Below are 17462 nucleotides of genomic sequence, written 5' to 3'. Positions count from 1 at the left end.
GGACAGAACGGATCGACGCAACGATGCGCACCGTAACGACACCAAAGCTTTTGATGGATTGTTCACTTGTGCGTTCTGGACACCGGCGGAAAACGCGGCAACTCCGTCAAGATGAGGACATGGCACGACGCCTCACGCCATCTGACGCACGGCCTGCGAATGCTGCCCGCGAAGCGTGAAGGACTGCTCTCCGCCACAGCGACCGGGATCCACACCAAGCTTCTACAGCCGCCCCCCGTGGGGTCATACGGCGACCGCAAGTTTTGCTGGCACCGCCCTGCCATCGCGGATGACGTCGCCGCGGAAACAGCCATACAGCGCCACCACGCGTCCAAGCTGGACGCGGATGGCGGCCGATCAGATGATTTTGAAAAATATGAGCTTTTCAGGCTGGCTGGCGGAGAGGGGGGGATTCCTCAATCCGAAACGTCGTCCTAGCGAAAACCCCAAGAAATCCGGCATTCCTGCAAAGGCAGATGACTGTTTGCGACCACCATTGTGTACCACCTTTGCCGGCCGCCGGCCACACGAATAAACGCGGATCACGGGCCGGCGCTCTGCAGATGATCGAGATACCCGTCACAGCCGGTGAAGTAGCCGTCGACGCCCTTCATGACGTCCGAAAGCGCGGTGAGATCCACTCCTTGGCTCGGCAGCAGGATGGGGCGACCCTGGCGGTCGACCGGGTATCGGTAGGAAAACGAGTTCGGATCGACCTTGGCGAATTCGGTGATGATGCTTGCGACAGCCGTATCCGCCTCCTCCTGGGCCCCGTGTCCGTAGTCGGTCAGAACATCGACGAACACCTTCCAAAGGAAATGCAGGTCGTGGCTCTGCCAGTTGGCGGCGATGCCCACCGTTGGACCGTACTGTGAAATCAAGTGCTTCAAGGACAGTTCGATAAACTGACGATAGTTAAACATGATCGGAAAGATGAGCGTGTCGCGGTCGATCCGCTCTTCATTTGCCTTTTCGACCATCAAATCCGCTGCCTTCTTGTATCCCATGATCATCAGGACAAGACGGCCGTGGCCTTGGCGATCGATATAGGCGTTGGCGCTCCAGTCCTTGGATTGAGTGAACGGCAGATCGCCGGCTCTGGGCCATCTGAATTCGCGGTTCAGAATGGCATCGAAGGATTCATGCTGCGCCACACCGGCCTCCTTCTTACCCCGCGCGGGGCCAAATATCGTTTGGTGACACCGAAACCGCTCGCTTGAGCTCGAGGTCGCCGACGAACTCGTCCCATCTGGCACGTCCCAATCTGACCGAACAGTAGCCTCCGGCCATCGCCGCGAATGCCTCCAGCACAACCATAAGATCTTCGACGAAGTCCGTCAGCAACGCTGGAACAGACACCCCGTAGGCGAGAAAGATCGCGTCTCGATAGTTTGCCTTTGTTCGATACCTGGAAGCCTGATGCAGGAAGGCTATGCCATTCTTTGCATAAGCGGCATCCCGGATCTCGCGGGCTGCCTTCGTCCGGAAATCAGCAACTCCTAGTTCCTTGAACTGCCGTCCTGCCTTGATCCGTTCGTCGACATTCCACTGCTGCCACCGTGCGGTGCCGGAAAGATACTCAGTGCAGCAGCCCCCTGCCTCCGAAGGCTCGGTCGGCTTGTTGACCAGAGAATGCACGCCTCTGGATTTCAACGGTGCGAGTTCGGCCTTTATGTTGTCGGAAACCAGGTTCGTGAGGCGATCGGCAAACGGAGCCATCGCCATGCCGTTCGCGGGAAATCGCTCGTCCCACTTGCGTGCCGTCTCTGTGTGATTGTCCTGAAAGGATCCGTCCATTGCGGCGGTCATCGCCGATGCGGCGCTGTAGACGCCGTAGTACCAAGCGATGATGGCGGCTCTGGCGACATCCGCCTTGTTGGGAGCCGCGGACATGGCCCGCAAGGCTGCGATCTGGTTCAGCGCGAACAGGAGCTGCTCCGAAACGGTATTGACTTCGGCTTCCGGCATCTGCCGTGCCTGCGTCTTCACGTAGAAGACTTTCGCTGTCGCGAAATCGACGCCGCGATCCCCGCAAAGAATCGCCAGCGCGCGCATCCAATTGATCGTCGAGGGCAACGCGAAACGGGCGTCTGGCACGTCGCGGGGACTCTCGGTCAGCGTACCATGCGCCTGAATGCGGGCATAAAGCGAAGGTGCTTTAGGATTCACGATGTCATCTCCCCAACGTCGTATCGGCAACCACACCCTTCAAACGCCTGACCGTGCCGATAGACGTATGTCTCGACTTCATTCCCTCCTGCATCATACCGTCCGCCCGGCGATGATCGAAATCACTGCGACCGCCGACGATGTGCCTTCCAGGCATAGGGCCGCCAGTTGGCGTGTCGCGGTGCGACGGTGCTGCAGGTTCAGCGCAAGTGCGAGTGCGGCGCGGGCGTGCCCGCGAACTTCCTTGTAGCTTTCGCCCGGAAAGACGTGCTGCAGGTAGGCCTCCGTCATCCGGTTCGCATCGGTTGCGCTGGGCGCTATGCCGTCTGTCGGTTGATGGACCTCGGGATCGAAAACCGCTTGAGCAAGCGAGATTAAGACCTCGCGGCAAACCAGGCCAACGGCCTGCCATTCTTCTTCCGTCGAAGCCCTGGCGAGCTGGGTTTTGGCGTTGCCCAACGCGCGGTCGACGCGCTCCCAGCCTGTCGGCTCGCGCTCCGATACGGGGCTCGGAGACGCGATCCTTGCGGACGCCGCTGCTATCGGAGCTGCAAACAGTTTGCGAACGTATTCGCGACGTTCGGCATAAGTCGCGAAGTGTGCCTTCCAGAAATTGTACCATTCCCACAGCCCGTTGTGCGGGTTTTCGTACGCAATTCCGGCGGCTGCGCAGGCGTCAGAAATCCACACCTGGCGAGCGACGTAGTAGTCGTCGACATCCTGAATAGTGCGCCCGCCCGTCGCGACCGAAATCATCATGTCGCGGTGAATGATCAGATCGGGCAGGAGGGCGCCATGGCCGTCGATGACGTCCCCCACATGTCTAACGATGATATCCGCAGGCGCGCGCGCACTCGGGCGATTGCTGACGGCCGCCTGGGCAATTCTTTGGCGATCATGCGGGGGCAGGACCTCCAGCGCGTCCGAAAATGGTCGTGGCGATCGTACGACCACGACGAGCGACGTCCCAGTCGTGCCTACGGTGATCTCGGCATGAAATAGCAGCGCGGATAGATCCGATCGCCTTAGCGTCTCAAGGAAACGGACTGCGTTGTGGGTGACGGGATCTTGCATCAGCACAAGTAAGCTTAGCCGAAGTTTCATCCGCAAGTGGCGCGGCCGCTCTATCCACCATATGGCGAATTCTGACTCGACATTTGTTCTTCTTATGTTCTACTCGTGGCCATGAAGGATCATCCCGCGAGCTGGCGCATGCCCACTGAAAAACAAATGGCGAGACTTAGACTGCCCGTCGGTAGAGAGCCGTCTCAGACGCCCCCGGCGGGGACCGCTGACGAGATGCCACCCGAATACTGGAACTCGGTGTTGAACGATCCCTACGCCGACGCCAGGCCGTCCGGCGTGCCTATCCAGCAACGAAGGCTGTCGGATATCCCTCGACACGTGCTGCGCGTCAGTTGCCGACGCTGCGAGCGTGTCGTCGAAATCCAGACGGCTGACGCGGTCCGGCTTTTCGGACGGCACACGACATGGAAAGAGGTCGGGGCCCGGCTTCTGGACGACGGCTGCCGACGACGAACGGGCAGTCGGGACGACGACGGCTGCTGGCCGAATTATGAGACCCCTGAACTTGGGCCGCTGCCGCTCTGAACTACACCGCGCTGGATGTCCCGATGGCTCCCAAGTATCACCCCACGCCCCTCTCAGGAGGAGACCGAAAGGCTTTGAAGAAGGAGCTGAGCGCTGCGCGCGGGATGACGGGTATTCTCGCAGCCCAGTCCGAGGAAATGCGCGCGAAGGGCGACGCCCTGATCAAGCAGGCCGACCGCCTCCTGTGCGAGAGCTGGAACGAGCGGATGTGGGCCGACGGAGAGCCGATCGATCCGTCGCCCGGCGTCGACCAGGCCATCAACGGCGGCTTCCCATGGCTGCAGATCGAATGCAGCCGCTGCAGGACGCCGCGGGACGTTGACCTTGCCGCTCTCCCTCACGCGCCGACGACGTGCGTGCACGATCTGGCGACCCGCCTTCGATGCGAGAAATGCAAGAAGGCGGGCAAGCGGCCCGTTGCGACTCTGTCGCAGCTTGCTCCGAAGCCCCGGCACATGACTACCGAGTGAACGGTTTCGGCTCGGGAGACAAATATAGATGACCCTCGACCGCTCCACGGTGATACGCTCAAGGCATCACCGCACTGCATTTTGGCATCCATCGGTGACTGAGAGTGCGTTTGCTCCCGTCATAACCCGGAGCATCATCATGTCCGATTATCGCGCATACATCATCGGCCAGGACGGCCACTTCCACGACTTCAAGGTCCTCGATGCGGTCGACGACCAGGGTGCGATCAAGGCTGCAAACCAGTTCGTCAACGGACACGACGTCGAGGTGTGGCACCTGGACCGGAAGCTCGGCGTCCTAAAGTCGGTCGAGTGATGGCACGCCTTATCAGCAGCAGGGTCTGGACCGAAGCCGACATCGCAAGGTTGAAAGCACTCGCGTTGCAGGGTGCATCCCTCACGCGCGCGTCTGCGGCGCTAAATCGCCGGATGACCAGCGTCACGAAGATGGCGCGGCTCCATGGGGTCAAGTTTCCGGGCACCCGCGAACTGAAGAAGGCCATCCGCGCGCTCGATCCGAACGCGGCGTTCTCGGTCGGGCGATGACGATCTCCTTCGACGCGTGCAACCATGCGCGCGTCGGCCTGTTGGGCTGACGTCACAGCCCTGTTCTTGGCGTTTATCTGTGATGAGATCTTCTGGTCCCGCCCATCGAGAGGGCGGCTCCCTGAAGTTCACCTTGAAAGTCCGACATCGCACTCCCGGCCCGCGACCGTGGAAGTGGGAGATCCGCATCGACGATCGGCTCGTCACCTCATCCCATGAATCCTTCGCGACGCAGGCGCTGGCGCATCGCGCAGGGCGGATAGCTTTGGCACGCTTGAAACAGAATCCTCCAGCGCCACGGCTTTCGGAGTGAATCGCTCGGCGCCTTGAACCATTCGTTTACATTGCCGTCTATGCTCTGCGGCAAGTGGTGGAGATTAGAGTGAGCGACCTGGAAGAGCTATACCGTCGCCTCACGCAGGCCCGCCGCATGCTCGCGGAGCCCGTGGATCCTCTCACCAAAGAACGCTTGCGAGGATTGGCGGACGACATAGAGACGCAGATCGCCGCTGCGGAGGTGAGGAGTACGGACGCCCCACCCGAGTAGATCGGTGTAGACCACGCCGGGCGCGCCCGGCAGAATGGTCGCGTGTGCAATCTCTACTCAATGACCAAGAACCAGGCCGCGATCCGGCAGCTCTTCGCCGTCACCCATGACCGCATCGGCAACCTGCCGTCCATGCCCGGCATCTTCCCTGACTACCAGGCGCCTATCGTCCGGAACCGCGACGGTGGACGCGAGCTGACCATGGCCCGGTGGGGCATGCCGTCGTCGCAGAAGGCGCTGATGGACGCCACTGCCAAGCGGGCGGCGAAGCTGGAGGCAAAGGGCAAGCAATTCGACTTCAAGGAACTCCTGCGGATGGAGCCCGACAGCGGGACGACCAACATCCGCAACACGTCGAGCAAACATTGGAAGCGATGGCTCGGCGTCGAGAACCGGTGCATCGTTCCGATGTCGTCGTTCAGCGAATTCAACAAGGTCGCCGGCGGCGACGTCTGGTTCGCCCTCGACGAAACCCGGCCCCTCGTCTGCTTCGCCGGCATGTGGACGAATTGGACATCCGTCCGGAAGGTGCGCGAGGGCGAGACCACCAACGATCTGTTCGCCTTTCTGACGACGGACCCCAACGCCGAGCTGAGAGCCATCCATCCCACAGCGATGCCGGTCATCCTGACTAACCCCGCAGAGATCGATTTGTGGATGCGCGCACCCTGGGACGAGGCATGCACATTGCAACGCCCCCTGCCGGACGGGAAGCTGAAGATCGTGGCACGGGGCGGGAAGTCCGACGGACCGCGCGAGGATTAGCCGACAATGGATGAGGATCGAAACGTCTGTGCCCTCTGCCTCACCGATGGAACGCTTCGCGGCTGGATCGAAGAAAACGGCGCTACGGACGATTGCGATTTCGATGCGGACCACCGATCAGTCGCGTGCGTGACGATCGAGGAATTGGCCGAAGAGGCCGATCGGTGGTTTCAGGCGAACTATCAGCCCGGAGGCGAGACGTACCAGGTCGACAGCGATCCCGACAGCGACCGCGTTTATTACGGGACTGAGGGGCAGCCTTTTGAGGAGATCTTCGAGGAGGAACTTGGAGCTTCCGACGACGTGACGGATGCGGTGATTGCGGCACTTCCGGACGTCTCGGACAGGGATATCTCCAAGGGAGCCGAGGCCTACTACACCGACGCGCACAACTTTGAGCTCATCGAGGCGGCGCGGGCCCGAGAGAAGGCCGATCAGGACGAGTATTGGTTCTCTAGGAGATATTTCTTCGAATGGGAGGATTTCTGCAGGCGGGTGCAGTTCTCCTCACGCTTCTTCGGCATCAAGCAGAAGCTCGACGAACTGTTCGGCGAACCCGCGGAGTACGGCGAAGGGCCTGTGAAGCCGCTGTACGAACTCGCGTCTTCCCAGGTCCTGTACCGAGCCCGCCTCATGCGAGACGATCTCACCGAAGAGGCGCTCAATGCGAGCGGAGCGGCGAAGCTCGGGGCGCCCCGGCCGAGCGGACGCAGGGCGGCAGGATGAATGTCGAATTCATTCCGGTGTTCTATGCTGCCTTTTCGAAGGCAACCGTAGTAGCCGAACTTCGACCCAGTATCGGCGACTCGATCGCGATCGGGACTTTCACCACCCGCGTGCCCCTCAAGGTCTTCGACTTCACGGTTTTCGATGAACGAGCGGAAGACCGCCGGCACTTCGTCGAACACAGCCGATACGATTTCATCACCCAACTGCAGACCGAGATCAGCAGGCCCGTCCGTCCGCACGAACGTCAGCGCGAGTACATCGCGACGCAGATCGTCGCGGAGTATCTCAAGTCGTTCTTCGGTTGCGACGCGATCATCTATCGATCGGCCGTACACCGCGACGAAAAGACGGATAACCGCAATATCGCTATCCTCAACCGCGACGGTTTCGTGGGCGATGCGGAGCCATTCGTGCTTTCCTACAAGGGATGGTCTATGGAAGACGTGACGGACGTGCGGTACACCACGGTAGACGGCCTTACCTTCTAGCGTGGCAAACGGCCGGACAAACGCTTCCGACCGCAGCAAAACCTTCAGCGCTGTACCGGACCGTCGCGGGCGACGTCGATCGCGTCGGCATGTGTGTCCGGTCGCTGCGTTACCTGCGCGCCTTTCAGCGATCCGAAGATCGCGGGAATCACGATCAGCGTCAGCAGCGTCGACGAGACCATCCCCCGATCATCGGCACAGCAATGCGCTGCATGATCTCGGAGCCGGTTCCGGTGCTCCACATGATCGGGAGCAGCCCAGCCATGATGGCCACGACGGTCATCATCTTGGGGCGGACGCGCTCGACGGCACCTTCCATGACGACGTCGTACACGTCGTTACGCGTCAGTGGCCGCCCCTCGCGGTCCCGCTGCGCCTGCCGAGCGGCCAAGGCCTGGTTCAGGTACATGAGCATCACGACGCCGGTCTCGGCGGCCACGCCGGCGAGCGCGATGAAGCCGACAGCGACAGCCACCGAAAGATTGAAGCCCAGCCACCACATCAGCCAAAGGCCGCCGACCAGAGCGAACGGCAGCGACAGCATGACGATCAGCGTGTCGGAGATCGATCGGAAGTTCAGATACAACAGCAGGAAGATGATGAGTAGCGTCACCGGGACGACAATCTTGAGGCGTGCGGTGGCACGTTCGAGATATTCGTATTGGCCGCTCCACATCACGTAGTAGCCGGGCGGAAACTGGACGCTGGCTTGGACGGCACGCTGTGCGTCGGCCACGTAGCCGCCCAGGTCGCGATCGCGGATGTCGACGTAGATGTATGTCGCCAACTGACCGTTCTCGGTCCGGATCGACGTCGGTCCTCTGGCCGGCGAGATCTTGGCGACCTCTCCGAGGGGAACGGCTCCTCCCGCGGGCATGGGAACGAGCACGTCGCCGGCGATGGCCTGCGGGCTGTCGCGCAGATCGCGTGGATACCGCATGTTGACGGTGAATCGCTGGCGCCCTTCCACCGTCGTCGTCACGGTCTGTCCTCCCAGAGCCGTCGCGATCACGTCCTGCACGTCCTGGACCATGATGCCGTACCGCGCCAGCTCCTCTCGGTCCGGAGTCACGTCGAGATAGTAGCCGCCGATGCCCCGTTCGGCGTAGGCCGACGACGTTCCGGGGACCGTCTTGAGGATCTGCTCGATCTGCTTTGCAAGCCGGTCGATCTCCACGAGGTCCGTGCCTATGACCTTGACCCCGATCGGCGTCCGGATCCCGGTCGATAGCATGTCGATGCGGGCCTTGATGGGCATCGTCCAAGCGTTGGAGACGCCGGGGAACTGAAGCGCCTTGTCCATCTCCGCTATCAGCGCATCGACGGTCAGGCCCGCCCGCCACGCCTCCTTGGGCTTTAGATTGATGATGGTCTCGAACATTTCGGAAGGTGCCGGATCGGTCGCCGTCGCCGCACGGCCGGCCTTGCCGTAGACCGAGGCGACCTCCGGGAAGGTCTTGATGATCCTGTTCTGGGTCTGCATCAGTTCGGCGGCCTTGGTCACCGAGATGCCGGGTAACGTCGTCGGCATGTACATAAGCGTGCCCTCGTTCAGGCTGGGCATGAACTCGGTGCCGAGCCGGCTCGCAGGCCAGGCGCTGGCTGCGAGAACGGCCACCGCGAGCACGATCACAAACGTCTTGGCGCGCAGCACGCCCTGGATGACGGGCCGATAGATCCAGATCAGGAAGCGGTTGATCGGATTCCTGTGTTCCGGAACGATCCGGCCGCGGACGAAGATGATCATCAGCGCGGGCACCAACGTCACCGACAGGATTGCCGCGGCCGCCATTGCGAACGTCTTGGTGAACGCCAGCGGGCTGAATAAACGCCCCTCCTGGGATTCCAGGGTGAAGATCGGCATGAAGGACACGGTGATGATCAGCAGGCTGAAGAACAACGACGGGCCCACCTCGGACGCGGCCTCGATCAGGACGTCCACACGTGACTTGCCGGTCGCCGCCTTCTCCAGATGCTTGTGCGCGTTCTCGATCATCACGATGGCCGCATCGACCATGGCGCCGATCGCGATGGCGATGCCACCCAAGCTCATGATGTTGGAGCCGAGCCCGAGCAGCTTCATGGCGCCGAAGGCCATCAGGACGCCGACGGGCAGCATGAGTATGGCCACCAAAGCGCTGCGGACGTGCAGCAGGAAGATGATGCAGACGAGGGCAACGACCACGCTTTCCTCGAGCAGCGTGTGCTTGAGGGTCGCGATGGCGGCATTGATGAGCTCGGAGCGGTCGTAGACCGGCACGATCTCCACGGACTTCGGCAGGCTGCTCGCGACCTCCTTGAAGCGCTTCTTGACGTTCTCGATGACATCGAGAGCATTGACGCCGAAACGCTGCAGCACGATGCCGCTGGCGACCTCGCCTTGTCCGTTTAGTTCGGTGATGCCCCGCCGCTCGTCCGGACCTAGTTCGACGCGTGCGACGTCCCGCAGCAGAACGGGCGTACCGTTGTTGGTCTTCAGCACGACGTTGCCGAGGTCGTTGATCGATTTCAGATAGCCCTTGCCGCGGATGACGTATTCGAATTCCGAGAGCTCCACGGTGCGGCCGCCGACGTCGGCGTTGCTGGCACGGATGGCATCGCGCATCTTCTGCATGGTGATGCCGAGGTCGCGCATCCGCAGCGGATCGAGGACGACGTTGTACTGCTTCACGAAGCCGCCGACGCTGGCGACCTCGGCGACGCCTTCGGCCTTGGCCAACGCGAACTTCAGATTCCAGTCCTGGATCGTACGCGTGTCCGCAAGGTTCAGTTCCTTGGACATGACGGCGTATTGGTAGACCCAACCGACGCCGGTGGCATCCGGGCCCATCGTCGGCGTGACGCCGGCAGGCAGGCGCGAGGCGGCACCGTTCAGGAACTCGAGCACCCTCGACCGCGCCCAGTAGATGTCGGTACCGTCCTCGAAGATGACGTAGACGAACGAGACGCCGAAGAACGAGAAGCCGCGCACCACCTTCGACTTGGGAACGGTCAACATCGCCGTGGTCAGCGGATAGGTGACCTGATCTTCGATCACCTGTGGCGCCTGGCCCGGATACTCCGTGTAGACGATCACCTGGGTGTCCGAGAGGTCGGGAATGGCGTCGAGCGGAAGATGGACGAGCGCGTAGATGCCGGCGGCCGCCGCGAAGCCGGTGCCGAACAGCACCAGCAGTAGATTCCGCGCCGACCAGGCGATGATGCGGGCGATCATTGCGGACTTCCTTGCTCGGAAAAGCCCTTGAGAGCGGCCTTGAGGTTGCTTTCCGCGTCGATCAGGAAATTCGCCGACACGACGACCGGTTCGGCCTCGCCGATGCCGTCGCGGATCTCCACGTAGCCGCCGCCGCGGGTACCGAGCTTCACGTCACGGGGCTCGAACCTCCCGTCGCCCTTGTCGACGAGCACGGCCTGTCGGCTGCCGGTGTCCAGCACGGCGCTCTCCGGTACGGAGACCACCGGATCGCCATTGCCTGTGTCGATCGACGCATCGACGTACATGTCCGGAAGCAGCGCCGCGTCGGGGTTTGCGAGTTCGATGCGCACGCGCGTCGTGCGTGTCTCCCGGTTGACCTGCGGATAGATGACGCCGACCACTCCGGAGAACTTTTTACCGACCAGACCCCGCGCCCTGACGGTGACCGGCTGGCCGACGGAGACGGCTCCGATGTCGCGCTCGGCGACGTCGATGATCGCCCATACCGCCGAAAGGTCGGCGATCCGGAACAGCACGTCGCCGGGCTGCGCGCGCATGCCCTCGACCGCGTTTCGCTCGAGGACGATGCCGTCGCGCGGGGCCGACCATGGAATGGAGATCGGCACCGACCGGCCGTTTTCCAGTGCGGCGATGGCAGGCTCCGGAACATCCAGATTCATGATGCGCTGGCGCGACCCGCGTCCGTACGCGCTGTCGCCGCCGGTCGCCTTCGAGGTGATCGTGGCGACGTACTCAGCCGCCGCGGCGGATATGGCGGGACTGTAGATGTCCATCAAAGACTGCCCCTTGCGGACCTTCGAACCGGTCGTGACGTCCGACACCTTCTGAACCCAGCTTTCCGAGCGCATAGAGATGACGGATACGCGGCGCTCATCCAGTTGGATCGTGCCGGGCGCTCGGATCGTCGTCACGATCCGCCGAAGAGTGGCGGGTTCGGTCCTGACGCCGGTGCGCTGGATCTTGACGGGCGAGAGCCTGACCGAGCCGTCGTCCGTATCTTCGCCTTCGTAGACCGGGATGTAGTCCATCCCCATGGAGTCCTTCTTCGGCGTCGGCGAGGTATCGGGAAGGCCCATCGGATTGCGGTAGAATCTGATCTTGCGCTCGGCGCTCGCGCTGGCCTGCCCCTGCTCGGCGACTGGTTCGGCCGGTTCGTCGAAGCTGATGTCGGCGCCGGCAGGCACGGCGCGATAGTCTCGTCCCGCAGCATTCTTCTTCGGCGTCAGCGAGTACGACGGCTTGCCGTCCGGATCCTGATAGTAGATGGGCACTCCCGCGTCCTGCGCGGCGGCGGGAGTAACCACGGCGTGGCCGAGGGGGAGCGTCTGCTGCAGGGACAGCATTCCGGCTCCAGCCGCCGCGATGAGCGCGGCGGCTGTGCATGCGATACGGGCGCGGCTCATTTCTGAGCCGTAATGACGAACTTGTCTTCGACCGAGCCGGTCTCTCCCTGGATCTTGGCGCCGAGGGAGAGCTGCCAACGACCGGCCATGCCGAACGTCGCCTTGAACTTGTACGTCCCCGGTTCAGCCCCCGGCACGGGTGCGATCTTCGTCGCCATCTCCTGCATGCCGTCAGGAGCCATGTCGAGGCGGGTCGCGAAGATAACCGCGTCGGACACCGGCTTGCCGGTCTTCATGTTGGTCAAACGGACGGTGATGACCTTGTCCGGACCTGCCTTGACCGTTTGATCAACCAGTTCGAACTTGTAGTCCTTGATGTCGGCGAAAGCCGCCGTGGCGGTTCCGCCCAATGCGAAGATGGCGAGGGCCATCCGCATCGCCGATGCGAAGTTTGGGGTCTTCATTATGGAATCCTCGAATGATCTGAACTTGCCGCAAGTGGGCATACGTCTGCTCTCCGGCCCTACGGGCGGCGGCAAACGGCGATTAGGCGTGTCAGATCAGGCGCGAGGGGGATGGTCGGGAGGGGGCCGGTCGATGCCCTCGACGAGCAGGTCGTCAAGAACGATATGAGACGTCCGCACGGGGTGCCGGATCGTCAACGGCGAAGCCGAGGCGGGACCGGCCTGGGAGGTCTTCAGCACGCAGATCGCAAGAAGGGGGCAATCCTGGCAATCCTTGTGCTTCTGCTCGGAAGGGCAGCAGGGCATGTCCGCGGACATCGTCGTCATGTCGGCCATTTCGGCGGACCGAGCCATGGCAGCCGCAGGCGTCACCATCGGCGCCATCGAAAGCCCGATGGTGACGCATGTCGCGATGACGAGCCTGAGCAGCTTACGGAAATCCATGCCGTACTATCCCACGGGTGCTTCCGCGTGAAAACCCCGCCCTGATCACGAATACGGAACTACAAGGCCGGATCGGTGCCACCATCTCTCCGGGCCCGCGTATCGGGGCGCCCGGTCTCGGAGAGTGTTTCGATCACGCGGCATTCGCTCACCCTGCCGTGGCTGCACTCGCTGACCATCCGCAGCAGTTCGGCGCGCAGAGCCGAGAGCTGGGAGATACGCCGCTCCACATCGGACAGATGGCGGCGCGTGATGACGTCGATTTCATCGCACGATTGATCCGGCTGCTTGCTGAGCGTCAGGAGTTCGCGGATATCGCCGATCTCGAACCCGAGATCGCGCGCGTGGCGGATGAAGTTCAGCCGCACGATGTCCTCACGCTGATAGCGTCTCTGCTTTCCCTCGCTTCTGGACGGAGGGGGCAGCAGCCCGACTCCTTCGTAGTAGCGGATGGTCGGCACCTTGATGCCGGTCGCCCGCGACGCTTCTCCGATCCCGTAGCTCATTTTTTCCTTGAACCTCTAGTCGCTGGAGGTTGTACGCTTGCGGCGTTTCGAAGGGAAGATCGATGTCCGACACCTGCTGCTCTAGCGATAGCTGCTGCCAACCGCCGCCGATCGACGTCGCCAAAGCCGTTCCGGAGCCGTCCGAGGAGAGCTTGTGCGGATCGAATGCCTGCGGGTGCTCGGGCGGCGTTCCGGTCTTCGACGGCGTGGACCCGCGCTACAAGCGCGTGCTTTGGACCGTGATCGCCATCAACGGCCTCATGTTCCTCGTCGAAATGGCAGCGGGACAGCTTGCCGGCTCCCAAGCATTGAAGGCGGATGCATTGGACTTTCTTGGCGACACGATAACTTACGGTCTCAGCCTCGCCGTCATCGGATCGAGCGTCGCGACGCGGTCGATGGCGGCACTTTTCAAGGGGCTCTCCCTGAGCGTCATGGCGCTGTGGGTCTTCGGATCCACCGTGTACCACACGCTCATCTTGGGCATTCCCAGTGCCGAGGTGATGGGCGGCATTGGTATGTTGGCACTGACCGCCAACCTCGCGTCGGTGCTGCTCCTCATGCGCTACAAGGATGGCGATGCCAACGTCCGCTCGGTCTGGCTTTGCTCGCGCAACGACGCGATAGGGAACGTGATCGTCATGGTCGCCGCGCTCGGCGTGTGGGGCTCTGCCAGTGCTTGGCCTGACTTGGCAGTCGCCGCCGTGATGGCGGGAATCTTTCTGACCTCGTCGGTCCAGATACTGCAGCAAGCCTGGGCTGAATATTCTAGGGATCGGCATTCGATAGCGGCCGCACGCTAGTCGGGATTCGAGGCCCTCGATCAGATAGCAGCATCGCGACGGCCTCAAATCGCATGCAGGAATGGCCATGCTTCATCGATCTTCGGCGTCACGGCGAATGGACGTCTGGCCTGTTCACTTCGAGCTCGCCGGCATGTCCAAAACTGCGCGCGCGTGACCCAGATAGGCGCGGCAAGCAGGTTCACGGACAAGTCGGCGAGGTTTCGAAAGGTCCTATGGGGAGCGGAGCTCGTTTTTAACCGCGAGACCGCATGACGCGCGTGCGCTGCCACGCTATATGTTGGTCATGCATTCAAGGGCACCGAGCTCACGCGACTTATCAGGGTATTCCAGCAGCGAGGCGGACCGACATCAGTGGGTTATCGGCCTTGAGCATTTTGGATACAGGCGAGCGTCTAATTGCGGCGACTTCCCTCGAAACCATTGTCGAGGTTCTGCGTCATACGGCAAGGTCGGCTATCGGCGCCGAAGGTATAGCCGTAGTTCTGAGGGATGGCGACAAGTGTTACTATGTCGCCGAAGACGCGATCGAACCACTTTGGCAGGGACAGAGTTTTCCGGCCGACGATTGCGTATCCGGTTGGGCGATGCAGAATCGCGAAACCGTTTCCATTAGCGACGTCCGATTGGATGACAGGGTACCGCAGGCGGCCTATGCCGCGACGTTCGTGCGGAGCCTGATAATGGTGCCGATCGGACGGCCTGAGCCCATGGCGGCTCTGGGTGCTTATTGGTCTAGCCCGGCGCCACATGACCCCGAAACGATAGCGCGGCTGGAGAGCCTGGCGCGGTTGGCGACCATTGCAGTCGATAACGCGAATCTCGCACAGGCACGTGCAAAAGCTGAGCGAGACCTACGGGAGAGCGAGGAGCGGCTGCGCCTCGCGGTAGAGAATGCCGACGTGGGCTTCTGGGACGTCGATGTCATCAACGATAGGCTGATCTGGCCGTCCCGCACCAAGGCGATGTTCGGTATCTCACCCCATGTCGCAGTCACGATGCACGACTTCTACGATGGGTTGCATCCCGACGATCGATCCCTGACCACGGCCGCCTATCTCGCCGCGGCAGATCCAGAGCTCCGCGCACTCTACGACGTCGAGTACCGGACGATCGGGAAGGAAGACGGCGTCGTCCGCTGGGTGGCCGCGAAGGGCCGCGGTGTTTTCGACGTCTCGGGTCGCTGCCTTCGCGTCGCAGGCACCGCGCTCGAAATCACCGAGCGCAAGACGTCCGAGACAAGGCGCAGCGCGCTGATCGATCTCACTCAGGCGATCCGGAATCTGCATAACCCGTCCGATATCGCCTACGCCGCTGCCGAGGTGCTGGGCCGCACGCTGGGAAGCACCCGCGTGGGATACGCCGCGATCGATCACGATGCCGAGACGCTGCATGTGGATCGCGACTGGACCGCTGCGGGCGTGGAGACCCTAGCGGGCACGTTGCCCTTGCGGGCCTACGGTTCGTTCATCGATAGCCTTAAGGCCGGAGAGTTTACCGTCATCGACGACGTTCGCGCTGATGCGCGGACCGCTGCAGCAGCGGACGCGCTGGAAGCCAAGGATTCGTTTGCTTTCGTCAATGCGCCGGTTCTCGAGCATGGGCGGCTTGTCGCGGTATTCTTCGTCAATCACGGCGAACCACGCAACTGGAGCAGGGGCGACCTAACGCTCATCAGAGAATTCGCAGATCGCACGCGTAACGCTGTCGAGCGAGTGCGGGGCGAGCTCGCATTGCGGGAAAGCGAAAGGCGGCTACGCGAACTGAACGACACCTTGGAAGCCCAGGTTGAGGCGCGCTCGGCGGAGCGCGACCGTTTGTGGAACCTGTCCCAGGACATGTTGGCGCGTGCCGACTACACCGGGATGATGTCGGCGGTCAGTCCGGCCTGGACGCAGGTGCTCGGCTGGACGGAGCATGAACTCCTCGCACGTGGCTATGCCACGTTCATGCATCCCGACGACGCGCCTCCCACGCTCGAAGCGATCGGGCGGATGGCGGCGACGTCCCAGCCCACGCGCTTCGAGAACCGAATCAGCACCAGCGCCGGCGGATGGAAGTCCATCGAGTGGACGGTGTCTCCCGAATCCGACGGCGTGAACTTCATCGCGGTCGGTCGCGATCTTAGCTACGCCAAGGCACGCGAAGTCGAACTCGACAGGGCACGGGAAGCGTTGCGTCAGAGCCAGAAAATGGAGGCGATGGGAAGTCTCACCGGCGGCGTCGCCCACGACTTCAACAACCTCCTGACACCCATCATCGGCTCGCTCGATATGCTGGTGCGCAAAGGCGTTGGCAGCGAACGAGAGCGACGTCTCATCGACGGCGCCCTTCAGTCGGCCGAGCGCGCAAGGATACTGGTTCAACGGCTTCTCGCTTTCGCCCGCCGGCAACCGCTTCAGCCTACCGCCGTCGATGTGGGTCGGCTCGTCGAGAACATGGTCGGACTGTTGAGCTCCACGTTGGGACCTACGATAGATATCCGCGTCGATCTAGCTGCCGATCTACCGCCGGCGGAAGCTGACCCGAACCAGCTCGAGATGGCACTTCTGAATCTGGCCGTGAATGCCCGCGATGCGATGCCGAACGGCGGGGAGCTCGCCATCGTTGCGCGGCGTACAAGCGTCCGCGAACGGAAAACTTCCGGATTGAAGCTCGGTCACTACGTATGCCTGAGCGTCGGTGACACCGGATGCGGCATGGACGAGGAGACTCTCAGGCGCGCCACTGAACCTTTCTTTTCGACAAAGGGAATAGGCAAGGGCACAGGGCTCGGTCTTTCGATGGTCCATGGTCTCGCCGCTCAGCTCGGCGGCGGATTGTTCATAGACAGCGCGGTGGGACGAGGGACGACGACGGAGCTGTGGCTACCTATCAGCGCGATGGCGATCGAGAACGCGGAAGCTGTGCATACCGCTCCGCAAACTGAGCCAATACGCGGGATCGCGCTCCTTGTGGACGACGAGGAGCTTGTCCGCATGAGCACTGCGGACATGCTGGCCGACCTCGGCTACGAGGTGGTCGAGACCGCTTCGGCCGAGCAAGCGCTGTCATTGATCGAGACGGGCCTGATCCCGGATCTCGTCGTGACGGATCACCTCATGCCCGGCATGAACGGCGTCGAGCTGGCGCGTGAGTTGAAGGCCAAGCGGCCCGAGCTGCCGGTGTTGATCGTGTCCGGCTACGCGGAAGCGGAAGGCGTCGATCCCGACATCGCGCGGTTGACCAAGCCTTTCCGGATCGCCGAGCTTGCCGACGGTCTTTCCGCCCTGATGCCCGTGACTTCGCCGTAGCGGACAGCGCGAGCTTCGGTCATTGCGCGCGTTCCGGTACGAAGGGCTTAGTCGCGCCTTCTGGCGA

The 17462-nt window shown here is 62.3% G+C and carries 15 protein-coding genes and 1 pseudogene; 8 read left to right on the top strand and 8 right to left on the bottom strand.

Going from position 1 to position 17462, the window contains the following annotated elements:
- Positions 1-542 precede the first annotated feature (542 nt).
- From RPMA_RS02505 to RPMA_RS02495, 3 genes are all read right to left on the bottom strand, one after another.
- Positions 543-1154: a hypothetical protein gene (locus RPMA_RS02505; protein WP_211911388.1), complete on the bottom strand. Its 612-nt coding sequence runs from the start codon at positions 1152-1154 to the stop codon at positions 543-545.
- Between the two features lie 13 nt (positions 1155-1167).
- Positions 1168-2169 (bottom strand): hypothetical protein, encoded by a 1002-nt coding sequence (locus RPMA_RS02500; RefSeq protein WP_211911387.1) that lies wholly within the window; start codon positions 2167-2169, stop codon positions 1168-1170.
- Positions 2170-2262: 93 nt separating this feature from the next.
- Positions 2263-3243, bottom strand: a complete 981-nt coding sequence (locus RPMA_RS02495) for a hypothetical protein (RefSeq protein WP_211911386.1) — start codon at positions 3241-3243, stop codon at positions 2263-2265.
- 560 nt (positions 3244-3803) lie between these two features.
- On the opposite strand from RPMA_RS02495, the gene RPMA_RS02490 reads away from it, so the two are divergent.
- The 6 genes from RPMA_RS02490 (at position 3804) to RPMA_RS02470 (ending at position 7325) form a co-directional block, all read left to right on the top strand.
- Positions 3804-4250, top strand: coding sequence for a hypothetical protein (locus tag RPMA_RS02490; RefSeq protein WP_211911385.1), 447 nt, complete (start codon positions 3804-3806; stop codon positions 4248-4250).
- A 139-nt stretch (positions 4251-4389) separates the two neighbouring features.
- Positions 4390-4566, top strand: a complete 177-nt coding sequence (locus RPMA_RS02485; RefSeq protein ID WP_211911384.1) for a hypothetical protein — start codon at positions 4390-4392, stop codon at positions 4564-4566.
- Positions 4566-4796 carry a hypothetical protein gene (locus tag RPMA_RS02480; RefSeq protein WP_211911383.1) on the top strand — a complete coding sequence of 77 codons (231 nt, stop codon included), beginning with the start codon at positions 4566-4568 and terminating at the stop codon, positions 4794-4796. The genes RPMA_RS02485 and RPMA_RS02480 overlap by 1 nt, the downstream gene beginning before the upstream one ends.
- A gap of 589 nt (positions 4797-5385) precedes the next feature.
- A complete protein-coding gene (locus RPMA_RS02475) occupies positions 5386-6108 on the top strand; it encodes an SOS response-associated peptidase (RefSeq protein ID WP_211911382.1) in 723 nt (240 codons plus the stop codon).
- A gap of 6 nt (positions 6109-6114) precedes the next feature.
- The gene (locus RPMA_RS27920; protein WP_249225517.1) at positions 6115-6834 is read left to right on the top strand and encodes a hypothetical protein; all 720 of its coding nucleotides are present in this window, start codon (positions 6115-6117) and stop codon (positions 6832-6834) included.
- A complete protein-coding gene (locus tag RPMA_RS02470) occupies positions 6831-7325 on the top strand; it encodes an RES family NAD+ phosphorylase (protein ID WP_249225516.1) in 495 nt (164 codons plus the stop codon). Before RPMA_RS27920 ends, RPMA_RS02470 begins: the two co-directional genes overlap by 4 nt.
- Before the next feature lie 44 nt (positions 7326-7369).
- Here the strand turns inward: RPMA_RS02470 and RPMA_RS02465 are convergent.
- The 5 genes and pseudogenes from RPMA_RS02465 to RPMA_RS02445 all read right to left on the bottom strand — a co-directional run bounded on the left by RPMA_RS02465 (position 7370) and on the right by RPMA_RS02445 (position 13299).
- A pseudogene (locus RPMA_RS02465) lies at positions 7370-10539 on the bottom strand (efflux RND transporter permease subunit).
- On the bottom strand, positions 10536-11945 hold the full coding sequence (locus RPMA_RS02460) for an efflux RND transporter periplasmic adaptor subunit (protein ID WP_211911380.1): 1410 nt from the start codon (positions 11943-11945) through the stop codon (positions 10536-10538). Before RPMA_RS02460 ends, RPMA_RS02465 begins: the two are co-directional and overlap by 4 nt.
- Positions 11942-12349 (bottom strand): FixH family protein, encoded by a 408-nt coding sequence (locus RPMA_RS02455; protein WP_211911379.1) that lies wholly within the window; start codon positions 12347-12349, stop codon positions 11942-11944. Before RPMA_RS02455 ends, RPMA_RS02460 begins: the two co-directional genes overlap by 4 nt.
- 96 nt (positions 12350-12445) lie before the next feature.
- Positions 12446-12793 (bottom strand): hypothetical protein, encoded by a 348-nt coding sequence (locus RPMA_RS02450; RefSeq protein WP_211911378.1) that lies wholly within the window; start codon positions 12791-12793, stop codon positions 12446-12448.
- Between the two features lie 59 nt (positions 12794-12852).
- A complete protein-coding gene (locus RPMA_RS02445; RefSeq protein ID WP_211911377.1) occupies positions 12853-13299 on the bottom strand; it encodes a MerR family transcriptional regulator in 447 nt (148 codons plus the stop codon).
- 62 nt (positions 13300-13361) lie between these two features.
- Here RPMA_RS02445 and RPMA_RS02440 point away from each other — a divergent pair, with 62 nt between their 5' ends.
- Entirely contained in the window at positions 13362-14102 is a 741-nt protein-coding gene (locus RPMA_RS02440) for a cation transporter (RefSeq protein ID WP_211911376.1), read from the top strand.
- A 368-nt stretch (positions 14103-14470) separates the two neighbouring features.
- The gene (locus RPMA_RS02435; protein WP_211911375.1) at positions 14471-17395 is read left to right on the top strand and encodes a PAS domain-containing protein; all 2925 of its coding nucleotides are present in this window, start codon (positions 14471-14473) and stop codon (positions 17393-17395) included.
- Positions 17396-17462 lie beyond the last annotated feature (67 nt).

It is taken from the genome of Tardiphaga alba (genome assembly GCF_018279705.1).
In the GTDB taxonomy this organism is placed as follows: domain Bacteria; phylum Pseudomonadota; class Alphaproteobacteria; order Rhizobiales; family Xanthobacteraceae; genus Tardiphaga; species Tardiphaga alba.
This window is presented reverse-complemented; position numbering and strand designations above follow the sequence as displayed.